Here is a 15,234-nt window from a genome sequence, read left to right as displayed (position 1 = left end):
TCGGCGGCTGTCCACAGGGTGGGGACGAACCCGCAGGTGAGGGCATACGTCTGAGCGCGTATGCCCACAGCTGTGCACGGGCGTCCGGGTTTAGGCTCGACGCGGGTACGAAAGTGCCGCGGCACGCATCCGGCGGGTACGGAGGTGCCGCCTTGCCACCTCGCACACCTAAGGAACGCAACTGATGGAGCTCGGTCTCGTCGGCCTCGGCAAGATGGGCGGCAACATGCGCGAGCGGATCCGCCGCGCGGGCCACACCGTCGTCGGATACGACCGCAATCCGGACCTCGCCGACGTCCACAGCCTGGAAGAGCTTGTGGGCAAGCTCAGCGCACCGCGCGTGGTCTGGGTGATGGTCCCGGCCGGCGAGGCCACCCAGGCCACCGTCGACCGGCTCGGCGAGCTGCTGGAGCCCGGCGACGTCGTCGTGGACGGCGGCAACTCCCGCTGGACGGACGACGAGAAGCACGCCGAGGAGCTGGCGGCCAAGGGCATAGGCTTCGTCGACTGCGGCGTCTCCGGCGGTGTGTGGGGCCTGGAGAACGGCTACGCGCTGATGTACGGCGGCGACGCCGAGAACGTCGCCAGGGTGCAGCCGGTCTTCGACGCGCTCAAGCCGGAGGGCGACTTCGGCGCCGTGCACGCCGGCAAGGTCGGCGCGGGCCACTTCGCGAAGATGGTTCACAACGGCATCGAGTACGCCATGATGCAGGCCTACGCCGAGGGCTGGGAGCTGCTGGAGAAGGTCGACTCCGTGGAGAACGTCCGCGAGGTCTTCCGCTCCTGGCAGGAGGGTACGGTGATCCGCTCCTGGCTGCTCGACCTGGCCGTCAACGCGCTCGACGACGATGAGCACCTGAACGGGCTCCGGGGTTATGCACAGGACTCCGGTGAGGGACGCTGGACCGTGGAGGCGGCGATCGACAACGCGGTGCCGCTGCCCGCGATCACGGCCTCCCTCTTCGCGCGGTTCGCGTCCCGGCAGGACGACTCGCCGCAGATGAAGATGATCGCGGCGCTGCGCAATCAGTTCGGCGGCCACGCGGTCGAGAAGAAGTAACCGGAAGGCTGGGGAGGTCGGCGCACGACCATGCACGTCACGCATCTGTCGCTGGCCGACTTCCGTTCGTACGCCCGGGTCGAGGTGCCCCTGGACCCGGGCGTCACCGCCTTCGTGGGGCCCAACGGGCAGGGCAAGACGAATCTCGTCGAGGCGGTCGGCTACCTCGCCACCCTCGGCAGCCACCGGGTCTCCTCCGACGCCCCCCTGGTGCGGATGGGCGCCGAGCGGGCCGTGATCCGTGCTCAGGTCCGGCAGGGCGAGCGCCGGCAGCTGATCGAGCTGGAGCTGAACCCGGGCAAGGCCAATCGGGCCCGGATCAACAGGTCCTCGCAGGTCAGACCGCGTGACGTGCTCGGCATCGTACGGACCGTGCTGTTCGCGCCCGAGGACCTGGCGCTGGTGAAGGGCGATCCCGGCGAGCGGCGCCGGTTCCTGGACGAGCTGATCACCGCCCGCTCCCCGCGGATGGCGGGCGTGCGCTCGGACTACGACCGGGTCCTCAAGCAGCGCAACACCCTGCTGAAGTCGGCCGCGCTGGCCCGCCGGCACGGCGGCCGCACGATGGACCTGTCCACGCTCGACGTCTGGGACCAGCACCTCGCGCGCGCGGGCGCCGAGCTGCTCGCCCAGCGCCTGGACCTGATCGCGGCCGTGCAGCCGCTGGCCGACAAGGCGTACGAGCAGCTGGCCCCGGGCGGCGGCCCCCTCGCCCTGGAGTACAAGCCGTCGGCGCCCGGCGAGGCGCACACGCGTGAGGACCTGTACGAGCAGCTGATGGCGGCGCTCGCCGAGGCGCGCAAGCAGGAGATCGAGCGGGGCGTCACGCTGGTCGGTCCGCACCGGGACGACCTGCTGCTCAAGCTCGGTTCGCTGCCCGCCAAGGGGTACGCCTCCCACGGAGAGTCGTGGTCGTACGCGCTGGCGCTGCGGCTGGCCTCCTTCGACCTGCTGCGGGCCGAGGGCAACGAGCCGGTGCTGGTGCTGGACGACGTCTTCGCCGAGCTGGACGCGCGGCGCCGGGAGCGGCTGGCGGAGCTGGTGGCGCCCGGGGAGCAGGTGCTGGTGACGGCCGCGGTCGACGACGACGTACCGGACGTGCTGGCGGGGGCGCGGTGCATGGTGGCGCAGGGCACGGTGGAGCGGGTATGAGCGCGGACGCACCGGAGCCGGGCCCCGGACAGTCCCCCGGCGCGCGTGGGAGCGGCGGCCCGGAGCCGTCCGGCGTCGACCTCGCGCGCGTGGCGCTCAGGGCGGCGCGGGAGGCGGCACGCGCGCGTGGGGACGCGGCTCAGCAGAAGAAGCAGGCGCGTCGTGGCGGACTGCGTTCCGGGGCGCGGGCCGACGGCCGTGACCCCATGGCGCTGGGGTCGGCGATCAACCGGCTGATCACCGAACGCGGCTGGGAGACGCCGGCCGCGGTGGGCGGGGTGATGGGCCGCTGGCCGCAGATCGTCGGTGACGACGTGGCGAAGCACTGCGTCCCGGAGCGGTACGACGAGGACGAGCGGGTGCTGGTGGTGCGCTGCGACTCGACGGCCTGGGCGACGAACCTGCGGCTGCTCGCGCCGACGCTGGTGGCCCGTCTCAACGAGGACCTGGGGCACGGGTCGGTACGGATGATCAAGGTGCTGGGGCCCGGTGGCGCGGGTGGTCCGGGGCGCCGGTACGGGCCGTTGCGGGCGCCCGGCAGCCAGGGTCCGGGGGACACCTACGGGTGACGTCGGGGCGGTCTGGCACCCCGTCAGGGGCGCGTGATGTACCTCACAAAATTGGTCGTCGGCGGCCCGTGTGAACCGTCGGCGCGCGCTGAGTCGTACCACTGTTCGTGGCGCCGGATCGGGATCTGACTCCCAAGTAGCAAAGGGTTGACGCCTCGAAGCGCTGAGTGCCGTTGTGAGCCTCTTGAAGCCCCCATCCGCATATCGGGAGTCGGACAAGGCTCGTTCAGGGCGGCACATGCGGACTCAGGCACCGGCAAACCCCCATCAGTGTCAGTGGTACCGGTAGAATGGGAGAGAATCCCGCCCCGAACGTGGGGACCGTCCGGGACTAGCTGAGCAACGCTGATCAAGGCTTACCAACGCGACATGCCGCAGCCGCTCCGGCAACCTGCCGACGAGCCCGGCTCGTGCTGTGCCAGAAAGGGCGCTTCGTGGCCGATTCCGGCAACCCCAACGAGAACAACCCGTCCACCGACACCGGCGTGAACGACGCGGTGAGCACCTCGCCCGCCGAGGCTCACGACTCGTACGACGCCAGTGCCATCACCGTCCTCGAGGGTCTGGACGCGGTCCGCAAGCGACCCGGTATGTACATCGGTTCAACCGGTGAACGAGGTCTGCACCACCTGGTGCAGGAGGTCGTGGACAACTCCGTCGACGAGGCGCTGGCCGGTCACGCGGACACGATCGACGTCACGATCCTCGCCGACGGCGGTGTCCGGGTCGTGGACAACGGCCGTGGCATCCCGGTGGGCATCGTCCCGTCCGAGGGGAAGCCCGCCGTAGAGGTCGTGCTGACCGTGCTGCACGCGGGCGGCAAGTTCGGCGGCGGCGGCTACGCGGTCTCCGGCGGTCTGCACGGCGTGGGTGTCTCCGTCGTCAACGCCCTTTCGACGCGGGTCGCGGTGGAGGTCAAGACCGACGGCCACCGCTGGACGCAGGAGTACAAGCTGGGCGTCCCCACGGCGTCGCTCGCCCGGCACGAGGCCACCGAGGAGACCGGCACGTCCGTCACCTTCTGGGCCGACGGCGACATCTTCGAGTCCACGGACTACTCCTTCGAGACGCTCTCCCGGCGCTTCCAGGAGATGGCCTTCCTCAACAAGGGCCTGAAGATCAACCTCACCGACGAGCGCGAGTCGGCGAAGGCCACCGCCGGCGCGGACGAGGCGGGCGAGGACGAGAAGCACGAGGACAAGAGCGTCTCGTACCACTACGAGGGCGGCATCGTCGACTTCGTGACGTACCTCAACTCCCGCAAGGGAGAGCTGGTGCACCCGACCGTGATCGATCTCGAGGCCGAGGACAAGGACAAGAGCCTGTCCCTCGAGGTCGCCATGCAGTGGAACGGCGGCTACACCGAGGGCGTGTACTCGTTCGCCAACATCATCCACACGCACGAGGGCGGCACGCACGAGGAGGGCTTCCGCGCGGCGCTCACCTCGCTGATCAACAAGTACGCGCGCGACAAGAAGCTGCTGCGCGAGAAGGACGACAACCTCACGGGTGACGACATCCGCGAGGGTCTGACGGCGATCATCTCGGTCAAGCTGGCGGAGCCGCAGTTCGAGGGCCAGACCAAGACGAAGCTGGGCAACACCGAGGTGAAGACCTTCGTGCAGAAGGTCGTCTACGAGCACCTGACGGACTGGCTCGACCGCAATCCCAACGAGGCCGCGGACATCATCCGCAAGGGCATCCAGGCGGCCCACGCGCGCGTGGCGGCCCGCAAGGCGCGTGACCTGACGCGCCGCAAGGGTCTGCTGGAGTCGGCCTCGCTGCCGGGCAAGCTGTCCGACTGCCAGTCGAACGACCCGACCAAGTGCGAGATCTTCATCGTCGAGGGCGACTCGGCCGGCGGCTCCGCCAAGTCCGGCCGGAACCCGCAGTACCAGGCGATCCTCCCGATCCGCGGCAAGATCCTGAACGTGGAGAAGGCGCGCATCGACCGGATCCTGCAGAACCAGGAGATCCAGGCGATGATCTCCGCGTTCGGCACCGGTGTGCACGAGGACTTCGACATCGAGAAGCTCCGCTATCACAAGATCATCCTGATGGCGGACGCCGACGTCGACGGCCAGCACATCAACACCCTGCTGCTGACCTTCCTGTTCCGCTTCATGCGGCCGCTGGTCGAGTCCGGGCACGTGTACCTGTCCCGCCCGCCGCTGTACAAGATCAAGTGGGGCCGGGACGACTTCGAGTACGCGTACTCCGACCGTGAGCGCGACGCGCTGATCGAGATGGGCCGCCAGGCCGGCAAGCGCATCCGTGAGGACTCGGTCCAGCGCTTCAAGGGTCTCGGCGAGATGAACGCCGAGGAGCTGCGCATCACGACCATGGACCAGGAGCACCGTGTGCTCGGCCAGGTCACGCTCGACGACGCCGCACAGGCCGACGACCTGTTCTCGGTGCTGATGGGCGAGGACGTCGAGGCCCGGCGCGCGTTCATCCAGCGCAACGCCAAGGACGTCCGCTTCCTCGACATCTGAGTCGGTCTCAGCTGACCGCACCAGGAAGGACCTTCACCAGCAATGACCGACGAGAACACTCCTGTGACGACGCCCGAGGGTGACGCCCTGGCGATGCGTGTCGAGCCCGTCGGGCTCGAGACGGAGATGCAGCGCTCGTACCTCGACTACGCGATGTCCGTCATCGTCTCGCGTGCGCTGCCCGACGTCCGCGACGGCCTCAAGCCGGTGCACCGGCGCGTGCTGTACGCCATGTACGACGGCGGCTACCGCCCCGAGCGCGGCTTCTACAAGTGCGCCCGCGTCGTCGGCGACGTCATGGGCAACTACCACCCCCACGGCGACTCCTCCATCTACGACGCCCTGGTCCGCCTCGCGCAGCCCTGGTCGATGCGGATGCCGCTCGTCGACTCCAACGGCAACTTCGGCTCCCCGGGCAACGACCCGGCCGCGGCCATGCGGTATACCGAGTGCAAGATGGCGCCGCTGTCGATGGAGATGGTCCGCGACATCGACGAGGAGACCGTCGACTTCACGGACAACTACGACGGCCGCTCCCAGGAGCCGACGGTCCTGCCGGCCCGCTTCCCGAACCTGCTGATCAACGGCTCGGCGGGCATCGCGGTCGGCATGGCGACCAACATCCCGCCGCACAACCTGCGCGAGGTCGCGGCCGGCGCCCAGTGGTACCTGGAGAACTACGAGGCCTCGCACGAGGAGCTGCTCGACGCGCTCATCGAGCGCATCAAGGGCCCCGACTTCCCGACCGGCGCCCTGGTGGTGGGCCGCAAGGGCATCGAGGAGGCCTACCGCACCGGCCGCGGCTCGATCACCATGCGCGCGGTCGTCGAGGTCGAGGAGATCCAGAACCGCCAGTGCCTGGTGGTCACCGAGCTGCCCTACCAGGTCAACCCGGACAACCTCGCGCAGAAGATCGCCGACCTGGTGAAGGACGGCAAGATCGGCGGCATCGCCGACGTCCGCGACGAGACGTCCTCCCGCACCGGCCAGCGCCTGGTCATCGTGCTGAAGCGGGACGCAGTCGCCAAGGTCGTCCTGAACAACCTGTACAAGCACACCGACCTCCAGACCAACTTCGGCGCCAACATGCTGGCCCTGGTCGACGGCGTGCCGCGCACCCTGTCCCTGGACGCGTTCATCCGCCACTGGGTGAACCACCAGATCGAGGTCATCGTCCGCCGTACGCGCTTCCGGCTGCGCAAGGCGGAGGAGCGGGCGCACATCCTGCGCGGTCTGCTCAAGGCCCTGGACGCCATCGACGAGGTCATCGCGCTGATCCGGCGCAGTGAGACCGTCGAGATCGCGCGCGGGGGCCTGATGGACCTCCTGGAGATCGACGAGATCCAGGCCAACGCGATCCTGGAGATGCAGCTGCGCCGCCTGGCGGCCCTGGAGCGGCAGAAGATCGTCCGGGAGCACGACGAGCTCCAGGCGAAGATCACCGAGTACAACGAGATCCTCGCCTCGCCGGTCCGCCAGCGCGAGATCGTCAGCGGGGAGCTGGCCGCGATCGTCGAGAAGTACGGCGACGACCGCAAGACCAAGCTGATCCCGTACGAGGGCGACATGTCCATCGAGGACCTGATCGCCGAGGAGGACATCGTCGTCACGGTCACCCGTGGCGGCTACATCAAGCGCACCAAGACCGACGACTACCGGGCGCAGAAGCGCGGCGGCAAGGGGGTGCGCGGCACGAAGCTCAAGGAAGACGACATCGTCAACCACTTCTTCGTGTCGACCACGCACCACTGGCTGCTGTTCTTCACGAACAAAGGCCGGGTCTACCGCGCCAAGGCGTACGAGCTGCCGGACGCCGGCCGGGACGCGCGCGGTCAGCACGTGGCGAACCTGCTGGCCTTCCAGCCGGACGAGACGATCGCCCAGATCCGCGCGATCCGCGACTACGAGGCGGTGCCGTACCTGGTCCTGGCCACCAAGGCCGGCCTGGTGAAGAAGACGCCGCTGAAGGACTACGACTCGCCGCGCTCCGGCGGTGTCATCGCGATCAACCTGCGGGAGCAGGCGGACGGCAGCGACGACGAACTGATCGGAGCCGAACTCGTCTCGGCCGAGGACGATCTGCTGCTGATCAGTAAGAAGGCGCAGTCGATCAGGTTCACCGCGTCGGACGACACGCTGCGTCCGATGGGGCGTGCCACCTCGGGCGTCAAGGGCATGAGTTTCCGCGAAGGGGACGAGCTGCTCTCGATGAATGTTGTTCGAGCCGGTACGTTCGTGTTCACTGCCACCGACGGCGGTTACGCGAAGCGCACTTCCGTCGACGAGTACCGCGTCCAGGGTCGCGGTGGCCTCGGCATCAAGGCCGCCAAGATCGTCGAGGACCGCGGGGAGCTCGTGGGCGCGCTGGTGGTCGAGGAGAATGACGAGATCCTCGCCATCACGCTCTCTGGCGGTGTGATTCGTACGCGAGTCAGCGGGGTCAGGGAGACCGGCCGTGACACCATGGGCGTTCAACTGATCAATCTGGGCAAGCGCGATGCCGTCGTCGGCATCGCACGCAACGCCGAGGCGGGACGCGAGGCGGAGGAGGTCGACGGCGATGTGGCCGTCGACGAGACCGCCGAGGGTGCCGCGACCACCGGCACGGACGAGGGTGAGGCGCCCTCGGCCGAGTAGCACGAGGAGAGAGTCATCGTGAGCGGAGCCACGGGCGCCGGATCGGCCGGTACCCCCACGGGTACGGAAACGGGCGGCGGCGGCCGTGGCTCCGCCGCGCGTGCGACGGATTCGCACACGACTCAACTGCGCAAGATCGACGACGGAGCGACCGACTCGCACTCGGGGAGCTCGTCCTCAACGCATGGATCCCAGGGGGGAACTGTGACGGACACCCGAGGCCAGCGGACTCAGCAGGCGGCCTCGCCGCTGCCGGGGGAACGGCAGCCACAGCAGCCCGGCGGGCCCTACCACCCGCCGCAGGCCTACCAGACCCAGGGCGGCAACGCGTCCGCCGTACGCCGCCCGCGCACCGGCGCACGCACCACGCCCCGCGTCCGCAAGGCGCGCCTGCGCGTGTCGAAGGCCGACCCGTGGTCGGTGATGAAGGTCAGCTTCCTGCTCTCCATCGCGCTCGGCATCTGCACCATCGTCGCGTCGGCCGTGCTGTGGATGGTCATGGACGCCATGGGTGTCTTCTCCACGGTCGGCGGCACGATCGCCGAGGCCACCGGCTCCAACGAGTCCAACGGCTTCGACCTGCAGTCCTTCCTGTCGCTGCCCAACGTGCTGATGTTCACGACGATCATCGCGGTCATCGACGTCGTCCTCGCGACGGCCCTGGCCACCCTCGGCGCGTTCATCTACAACCTGTCCGCCGGCTTCGTCGGCGGGGTGGAGCTGACGCTCGCCGAGGACGAGTGATCCGCGAGCCGTCCCCGGCCTCCGGCCGCGCGACAACCGATTTTGGGACTGCCCGCCTCGTGCGCTAATCTTCAGGAGTCAGCGCGCGGGACATACACCGCAGAGCGCGGCGGGGCTATAGCTCAGTTGGTTAGAGCGCATCCCTGATAAGGATGAGGCCACAGGTTCAAATCCTGTTAGCCCCACCAGCACGAAGGCCCCCAGTCGGTACCGACTGGGGGCCTTCGGCATGAGCTGTTCCCGGGGGGCGGTCTGCGGCTACGATCGCGGCCACGGGCGGGACGTAGCGCAGTGGTCGACGCGAGCGGTCTCCAGAACCGCGAGGACGCCGGTTCGAATCCGGTCGTCCCGCCCCCCTTGCGCGCCCATCCCGTGGAGCCCGGTCCGGGCGGCTGCGACGGGCAGCGAAAAACCCGACCGCTGGCGACGGGGGATGCGCCAGCGGCCGGGCTGTGGCCAAGGCTAACAAGGCGGGACGGCCGGTGGGTGCCGACTGGTCGGTCGGGTGACGCTCTTGTGACGGAGATCACTCGGCCGTCGAGGTTGGTCAGGGGGCGGTCAGTGGTCGCACGGCGGCTCGTAGTCCAGGCGCGGCAGGTACTCGTGCCACTTCTCCTCGGTCATCACACCCCGCGTGGCGGAGCAGATGCGGTCGATGGCGTCGTCCACCCCCAGGCTCCACAGCCGGACGGTGTCCGTGCCGCTGGAGACGCCGAGCATGTGGCGTACGGGGCTGAAGGACAGGAAGCTGCCGCTCTTGGCGTTGGGGCTCATCGCCTGGCCGATCGGGGTGGCCCCGGCGGGGTCGGCGACGTTCCAGAGCCGGACCGTGTTGTCGTTGGCGCCGCTGGCCAGGGTGGCGCCGTCCTGGCTGAACGTCAGCGACACCACCGAGTCGGTGTGTCCGGCGAGCGTGGCCTCGGCCCGGGACGCCCCGCCCGGGTCGGTGACGTCCCACAGCCGGACCGTACCGTCGTCGCTGCCGCTGGCGAGGGTGTGGCCGTCGGGACTGTAGGTGAGGACGTTGACGGGCCCGAGGTGCCCGGTGAGGGGCGCGCCGGCACGGGTGACGTGCGCGGGGTCGGTGACGTCCCACAGGCGTACGGCGTCGTCCGCGCCGCCGCTGGCGAGCGTGCGGCCGTCCGGGCTGAACGCCAGGGTGTTGACGTACCCCGAGTGACCGGCGAGCGGCTTGCCCAGCCGGCGGGGGCGGGCGGGGTCCTCGGTGTCCCACACCTGGATGGTGCGGTCGTCGTGGGCCGTGGCGAGGGTGTGGCCGTCGGGGCTGAAGGCGAGGGTGTCGGGGCCCGCGTAGCGGGTGCGCAGCGCCACGGGCGGACCGTGGGCCCTGGGCCGGGCCGGGTCCTCGACGTTCCAGAGTTGCAGCGCGCGGCCTCCGGCGAGCACCGCGAGCGTGTCGCCGTCCGGGGAGAACACCAGCGACCGGATGTCGCCCTCTCCCGGCCGGAAGGGGGCGCTCAGCGACACGGGCCGGGCGGGGTCCGTGACGTTCCACAGCCGGACCCTGCCGTCGCGGGCCGCCGTGGCCAGGACGTGCCCGTCCGGGCGGAAGGCTCCGATCCGGCCGATCATGTCCGACGTGGGCAGCGACCACAGGCGGACCTTGCTGTCGCCGCTGCCGGTGGCGAGGGTGCGGCCGTCGGGGCTGAAGCCGAGGGCGTACATCTCACCGCTGCCCCCGGCGAGGGGCACACCGACCTGTGAGGGGTAGGACGGATCGCTGACGTTCCACAGGCTCGCCGTACTGTCCGCGCTGCTCGCGGCGAGCATGGCGCCGTCGGGACTGAAGGCCACCGCCCAGATGGGGCCGCTGTGGCCGGTGAGCGGTGCGCCGGAGGGCTTGGCGGCGGCGGGGTCGGTGACGTCCCAGAGCCGGACGGTGTCGTCGGCGCTGCCGCTGGCGAGGGTGTGTCCGTCGGGGCTGAAGGCCACGGAGTGCACCAGGCCGCTGTGGCCGGCGAGCGGTTCCCCGACGGGTTCGGCGCGGGCGGGATCGGTGACGTCCCAGAGCCGTACCTCGTCGTCGTCGCCGCCGGCCGCGAGGGTGTGTCCGTCGGGGCTGAAGGCCACCGAACGCACCGCCGCGGCGGGGCCGGTCAGCTTGCCGAGCGCCTCGGGGGCGCGCGGGTCGGCCACGTCCCACAGGCGTACGGCGTGGTCGTCGTGGGCGGAGGCCAGGGTGCGGCCGTCCGGGCTGAAGGCGAGCAGGTAGACGGTGCCGCCGTGGCCGGCCAGCGGGGCGCCCAGCGGGCGCGGACGGCTGGGGTCGGTGACGTCCCACAGCCGGATCGTGCCGTCGTCGGAGGCGCTGGCGAGGGTACGGCCGTCGGGGCTGAAGACCGCGGTGCTCACCCAACTGGTGTGCCCGGTGAGGGGCTTGCCGAGCTGCTCGGGGCGGGCGGGGTCCGAGACGTCCCAGAGCCGGACGGTGCGGTCGTAGCTGGCCGTCGCCAGGATCCGCCCGTCGGGGCTGAAGGAGGTGAGGTAGACGGCGCCCGTGTGCCCGAGGAGCGGGGTGGCCAGAGGCGCGTTCACGATCGAGATCAGCCGGTTCCTGACGTCCTCGTCGTCCGGCCGCAGACGGTGCGCCGCCAGGTCCAGCTGGGCCGACAGCGACGGATCGGTGTCCTGGACCCGGTCCGCCTCGGCGACCACCTGCTCGAACACGGCGTCGTTGCGCTGCTGCCAGGCGAGCACCGCCGAGCCGGCGGCCACCAGGGCCAGGACGACCACCACCGACACCGCGGCCCGGCTGATCATGACGGTGCGCCTGCGCAGCCTGACCGCGGCGGCCAGGAACTCCACCGCGCTGCGGGTCAGCAGGGTGTCGCCGGCCGACTTCGCCCAGCCGCCGGCCTGCGCCAGCCGGGAACCCCGGTAGAGCAGCGCGGAGTCGCGGCCCGACTCCTCCCAGGCCAGGCCGTCCTCCTCCAGCCGCTGGCGCAGCAGGTTCCCGGCGCGGTCCTCGTCGATCCAGTCACGCAGCCGGGGCCAGGCGTGCAGCAGCGCCTCGTGGGTGATCTCCACGGTGTCCGCGTCGAGCGTCACCAGCCGGGCCCGCACCAGCGCCTCGAGGGACTCCTCGGTCTTGCCGGGGTCCCCCGACTCCTCGGCCAGCCGGCGGCGGGTACTGCGCCTGCGGGTGGCCTGGGTGTCCTCGCTCAGCCGGACCAGCCGCAGCAGCAGCAGCCGCGCGGCCGCACGCGCCGCCGGGTCCAGACCGGACCAGGCCCGCTCCGCGGTCGCGGCCACCGCGCCCTGGATGCCGCCGGCCGCGCGGTAACCGGCCAGGGTCAGCCGGCCCGCCTTGCGCCGCTGCCAGGTGGCGAGCAGGGCGTGGGAGAGGAGCGGCAGGACGCCCGCGTCGTGTGCGCCCTGCGGGCCGTCGGTGCTCACCTCGCGGACGATCAGCTCGGCGAGTCCCGGTTCGAGTTCCATCCCGACGGCCCGGGCGGGGGCGGTCACCGCCTCGCGCAGTTCCGCGGTGGTCAGCGGGCCGAGCACCATGTGGCGGTGCTGCAAGGCGTCGGCCAGTTCCGGGTAGCGCAGGCACCGGTCGTAGAAGTCGGCCCGTACGCCGAGGGTCACCAGCACCGGCGGCGGGTCCCCGTCGGCGCCGGGCACGCAGGCCGCCTGGAGCAGGCGGATGAAGACCCGCCGGTCCGCCTCGTCGGCGCAGAGCGTGAAGAGTTCCTCGAACTGGTCCACGATGACGACCGGGCGGGCGGTGGAGGGTGGGGCCGTGGTGGTGCGCGGGGCGGCGGCGGTGGGCCGGGGGGCGGGGGCTGTCTGGCCGTTCCGGCCGTCCTCCCGGCGGTCCTGGCTGCGTCGGTCGTCTTGGTGGTCTTGGTGGTCTTGACGGTCTTGGCCGTCCCGGCGGTCCCGGTGCGTGTCTGGGCCGTCCGACCCGTTCAACCCGTCCGGGTGGTCCAGCCGGTCCGGACCGTGCGACCTGTCCGGTCCGTTCGACCCATCGGGTCCGTTCGATCCATCGGGGCCGTCCGACCTGTCCGGACCCTTCGAGCCGTCCGGTCCCTCCCGGTCGTCGGCCGACGCCGCCCACGCCGCGAAGGCCGCCCGGGCGGCGTCGTCGGCCTGCGGGGCCGCCGTGACCCCGGCCTCGGAGGTGCCCGGCTCCACGGCCGCCGGCCCGGATGACGCCGCCTCCCGCACGGCGCCGACGACGGGGGCGAGCTGCGGTACCCGCCGGGTCAGTTCCTTGAGCGGGTCGGCCCCCGGTACGAGCTGGAGCACCCGCCGGGGCGGGTCGCTCCCGGAGCCCGGCGCGCCGGACCGCAGGGCGGGCACCAGGCCGGCGTTCAGCAGCGAGGACTTCCCCGCCCCCGAGGCGCCCACGAGCATGACCAGGCCGCCCGTGTCCCCCGTGGCGTCCAGCTGGGCCACCAGGGCCCGCGTGCTCCGGTCCCGCCCGAAGAACCAGCCGGCGTCCTGCCTGCGGTAGGCGGCCAGCCCCCGGTAGGGGCAGACCCCGCCGGGAGCACCCGGAGCCTCCGCCGCGGGCTGCTCCTCCGCCGCGGGCGGCGCGGGGCGTTCCCCGGTCGGGTCGGCCAGCGCCCGCTCCCACAGGCGCTGCCACTGGACCAGGTCGTACAGACCGGCGGAGACCGGTACCGGCCGTGCGCGGCGGGCCTGGGGTATGAGGACGTGCAGGACGGCCGCGAGGGCGGGGAACTGGGCGGGCACGTTCTTGGCCCGCCGCCAGTCGCTGATCCGCTGGGCGGAGACCCGTACGGGCCGTCCTCGTTCGTCGACCCGCTGGAGCCGGACGACGGCCTCGGACACACGTTTGAGGGGAGGGTTGCCGGCCTCCCTGTACAGCAGTGCGAGGCGTTCTGCGAAGGCCGTGCGTGCCCCTGAGTCGAAACTCAAGGTCTCCACTCCTTACTTCCCCCGCACCTGGACGTCCGGACCGGAAAACTCACTCTATACGGCTGACCTGCGGCTACAGGGGCCCCGCGACTCCGGAACCTGCCCGGCGGGGAACCCGGATGGCAGGATCGCGTCGCAGTGGCGAGGCGGCTCCGCGGCACCCGGACAGGTCAGCGGCTCAGCGCTCGGAGAGCCACCCCATGGGGCCGCATGTTCTCGGTCAGCTTTCGGTGGCTCGTCCCTTCCCGGCCCGTTCCGGTTCCGCCACGGCACGCGAAACGGCGCCGGCATGGTTTGGCACCGGTCCCCACGAGGGGAGGGACCGGAGCCAAACCATGCCGACGCGCAGGGCGGATTCAGCGCGCCGATCCGTGGGAAGGCACGTCGTGAAGGCCCCGACACCGACCGCCGCTGGAGTGTGCATGAGGATCTCCCTCGACCCCGAGCAGTGTTACGGCTCCGGCGACTGCGTCCACCGGGCCCCGTCCGTGTTCACCAAGGTGGACGGCCTCGGTGCCGTCATACCCGGCCGGGAGTACGACGTCGACGCCCCGAGGGTGCGGGAGGCCGCCGAGGGCTGCCCGTCCGCCGCGATCACCATCACCCGCGCGGACACGGAAGAGGCCCGGGGCTGAACGGAAGTGGTCCGGGACCGAGCCGCCGGAGCGGACCGGGCGTGGCCGTCACGGAGGCCCTGGCCGGCCTCGCCGCCCGGTACGTGCGGCACGCCCCCGGCACCGTGGGGAAGGCGGCCCTCGTCGAGCGCCGGCTGAACGCGCACCTGCGCGACCATCCCCGCCGGGCCGTAGTGGAAGTGCGTTCCGGTGACCGGTTCGCCGTGGACACGCAGGACCTCATCCAGCGGTACCTGTACCTGTTCGGCGCCTGGGAACCGCACCTGACGGGATGGCTGCGGCGCAGGCTGCGGCCCGGGGACTGCTTCGTCGACGTCGGGGCCAACATCGGCGTCTTCAGCGTCCTGGCGGCCCGGCTCGTCGGGGAGCGCGGCCGGGTCGTCGCGGTCGAGGCGTCCCCCGACCTCCACCGACGCCTGGAGCACAACGCCCGGCTCAACGGCCTCGGCAACATCCGCGCACTCAACGCCGCCGTCTCGGACCGCACCAGGACGCTGACCTTCACGCTCGCCAGCTCACGGAACACGGGCGCGAACAGCATCGTCCCCTACGACGGTCCGGTGGAGTCCAGCTTCGAGACGGAGGCCAGGACGCTGCCCGAACTCCTCGATCCGGCGGAGATCGCGACCGCCCGCGTCATCAAGATCGATGTCGAGGGCGCCGAGGGCAGCGTCGTGCGCGGTCTCGCACCGATGCTGGGCGCGCTGCGGCCCGACGCGGAATTCACCGTCGAGGTCGCACCCGAGCGCATGGCCCGCCTCGGGGACCGTGTCGACGAGCTGCTGGGCGTCATGCGCGACGCCGGGTTCCACACCTACCGGCTCGCCAACGACTACGCGCCCGGAAGCTATCCCCCGGCCTTGCGCGGTGCGCCCCGGGCGCCGGTCCGCCGGCGCGGACCGGTGACCGGGGAGTGCGACCTGATCTTCTCGCGGGTCGACGCGGAACGGCTGCCCTGAAGGGCCCCGGCCCGGCCCCCCGCTCCCTCGCCTGCCCGCTCCTCCTGGCTGCCCGTCTGCCGGCCGCCCCCG

9 protein-coding genes and 2 tRNA genes are annotated in these 15,234 nt (G+C 71.3%); 10 read left to right on the top strand and 1 reads right to left on the bottom strand.

The genetic code is table 11. The features are described from left to right. The first annotated feature begins 184 nt into the window (after positions 1 to 184). The 8 genes from gnd to OHA99_RS18655 all read left to right on the top strand — a co-directional run bounded on the left by gnd (position 185) and on the right by OHA99_RS18655 (position 9,009). On the top strand, positions 185 to 1,060 hold the full coding sequence (gnd, locus tag OHA99_RS18690) for a phosphogluconate dehydrogenase (NAD(+)-dependent, decarboxylating) (RefSeq protein WP_153178910.1): 876 nt from the start codon (positions 185 to 187) through the stop codon (positions 1,058 to 1,060). Positions 1,061 to 1,090: 30 nt separating this feature from the next. Then, positions 1,091 to 2,212, top strand: coding sequence for a DNA replication/repair protein RecF (gene recF, locus OHA99_RS18685; RefSeq protein WP_405696825.1), 1,122 nt, complete (start codon positions 1,091 to 1,093; stop codon positions 2,210 to 2,212). Beyond that, positions 2,209 to 2,781, top strand: a complete 573-nt coding sequence (locus tag OHA99_RS18680) for a DUF721 domain-containing protein (RefSeq protein WP_405696823.1) — start codon at positions 2,209 to 2,211, stop codon at positions 2,779 to 2,781. The genes recF and OHA99_RS18680 overlap by 4 nt, the downstream gene beginning before the upstream one ends. A gap of 434 nt (positions 2,782 to 3,215) precedes the next feature. Further along, complete coding sequence (gene gyrB / locus OHA99_RS18675) at positions 3,216 to 5,276, top strand: DNA topoisomerase (ATP-hydrolyzing) subunit B (RefSeq protein ID WP_205616697.1); 2,061 nt, start codon at positions 3,216 to 3,218, stop codon at positions 5,274 to 5,276. Positions 5,277 to 5,318: 42 nt separating this feature from the next. After that, entirely contained in the window at positions 5,319 to 7,913 is a 2,595-nt protein-coding gene (gyrA, locus tag OHA99_RS18670) for a DNA gyrase subunit A (protein ID WP_007453397.1), read from the top strand. 18 nt (positions 7,914 to 7,931) lie between these two features. Next, positions 7,932 to 8,657 carry a DUF3566 domain-containing protein gene (locus OHA99_RS18665; RefSeq protein WP_007453395.1) on the top strand — a complete coding sequence of 242 codons (726 nt, stop codon included), beginning with the start codon at positions 7,932 to 7,934 and terminating at the stop codon, positions 8,655 to 8,657. A 111-nt stretch (positions 8,658 to 8,768) separates the two neighbouring features. After that, positions 8,769 to 8,845: transfer RNA gene (locus OHA99_RS18660), tRNA-Ile, on the top strand. 89 nt (positions 8,846 to 8,934) lie between these two features. Continuing rightward, a tRNA-Trp gene (locus OHA99_RS18655) sits at positions 8,935 to 9,009 on the top strand. Positions 9,010 to 9,215: 206 nt separating this feature from the next. On the opposite strand, the gene OHA99_RS18650 is transcribed toward OHA99_RS18655, so the two are convergent. Beyond that, positions 9,216 to 13,577 carry a hypothetical protein gene (locus tag OHA99_RS18650; RefSeq protein WP_405696820.1) on the bottom strand — a complete coding sequence of 1,454 codons (4,362 nt, stop codon included), beginning with the start codon at positions 13,575 to 13,577 and terminating at the stop codon, positions 9,216 to 9,218. A 413-nt stretch (positions 13,578 to 13,990) separates the two neighbouring features. Here OHA99_RS18650 and OHA99_RS18645 point away from each other — a divergent pair, with 413 nt between their 5' ends. Both OHA99_RS18645 and OHA99_RS18640 read left to right on the top strand, forming a co-directional pair. Beyond that, on the top strand, positions 13,991 to 14,203 hold the full coding sequence (locus OHA99_RS18645) for a ferredoxin (protein ID WP_153178904.1): 213 nt from the start codon (positions 13,991 to 13,993) through the stop codon (positions 14,201 to 14,203). A gap of 41 nt (positions 14,204 to 14,244) precedes the next feature. Further along, positions 14,245 to 15,162, top strand: a complete 918-nt coding sequence (locus OHA99_RS18640) for an FkbM family methyltransferase (RefSeq protein WP_405696817.1) — start codon at positions 14,245 to 14,247, stop codon at positions 15,160 to 15,162. Positions 15,163 to 15,234: the final 72 nt, after the last annotated feature.

The sequence above is a fragment of the Streptomyces coelicoflavus genome (genome assembly GCF_045041415.1).
GTDB lineage: Bacteria > Actinomycetota > Actinomycetes > Streptomycetales > Streptomycetaceae > Streptomyces > Streptomyces coelicoflavus.
Note: the sequence above shows the minus strand (reverse complement) of the source record. Positions and strands in the feature narration are given on the sequence as shown.

What these genes read in the sequence shown, in the direction of transcription:
- gnd (WP_153178910.1), top strand. Translation starts at nt 185, where the DNA reads ATGGAGCTCGGTCTCGTCGGCCTCGGCAAGATGGGCGGCAACATGCGC.
- recF (WP_405696825.1), top strand. Translation starts at nt 1,091, where the DNA reads ATGCACGTCACGCATCTGTCGCTGGCCGACTTCCGTTCGTACGCCCGG.
- OHA99_RS18680 (WP_405696823.1), top strand. Translation starts at nt 2,209, where the DNA reads ATGAGCGCGGACGCACCGGAGCCGGGCCCCGGACAGTCCCCCGGCGCG.
- gyrA (WP_007453397.1), top strand. Translation starts at nt 5,319, where the DNA reads ATGACCGACGAGAACACTCCTGTGACGACGCCCGAGGGTGACGCCCTG.
- OHA99_RS18645 (WP_153178904.1), top strand. Translation starts at nt 13,991, where the DNA reads ATGAGGATCTCCCTCGACCCCGAGCAGTGTTACGGCTCCGGCGACTGC.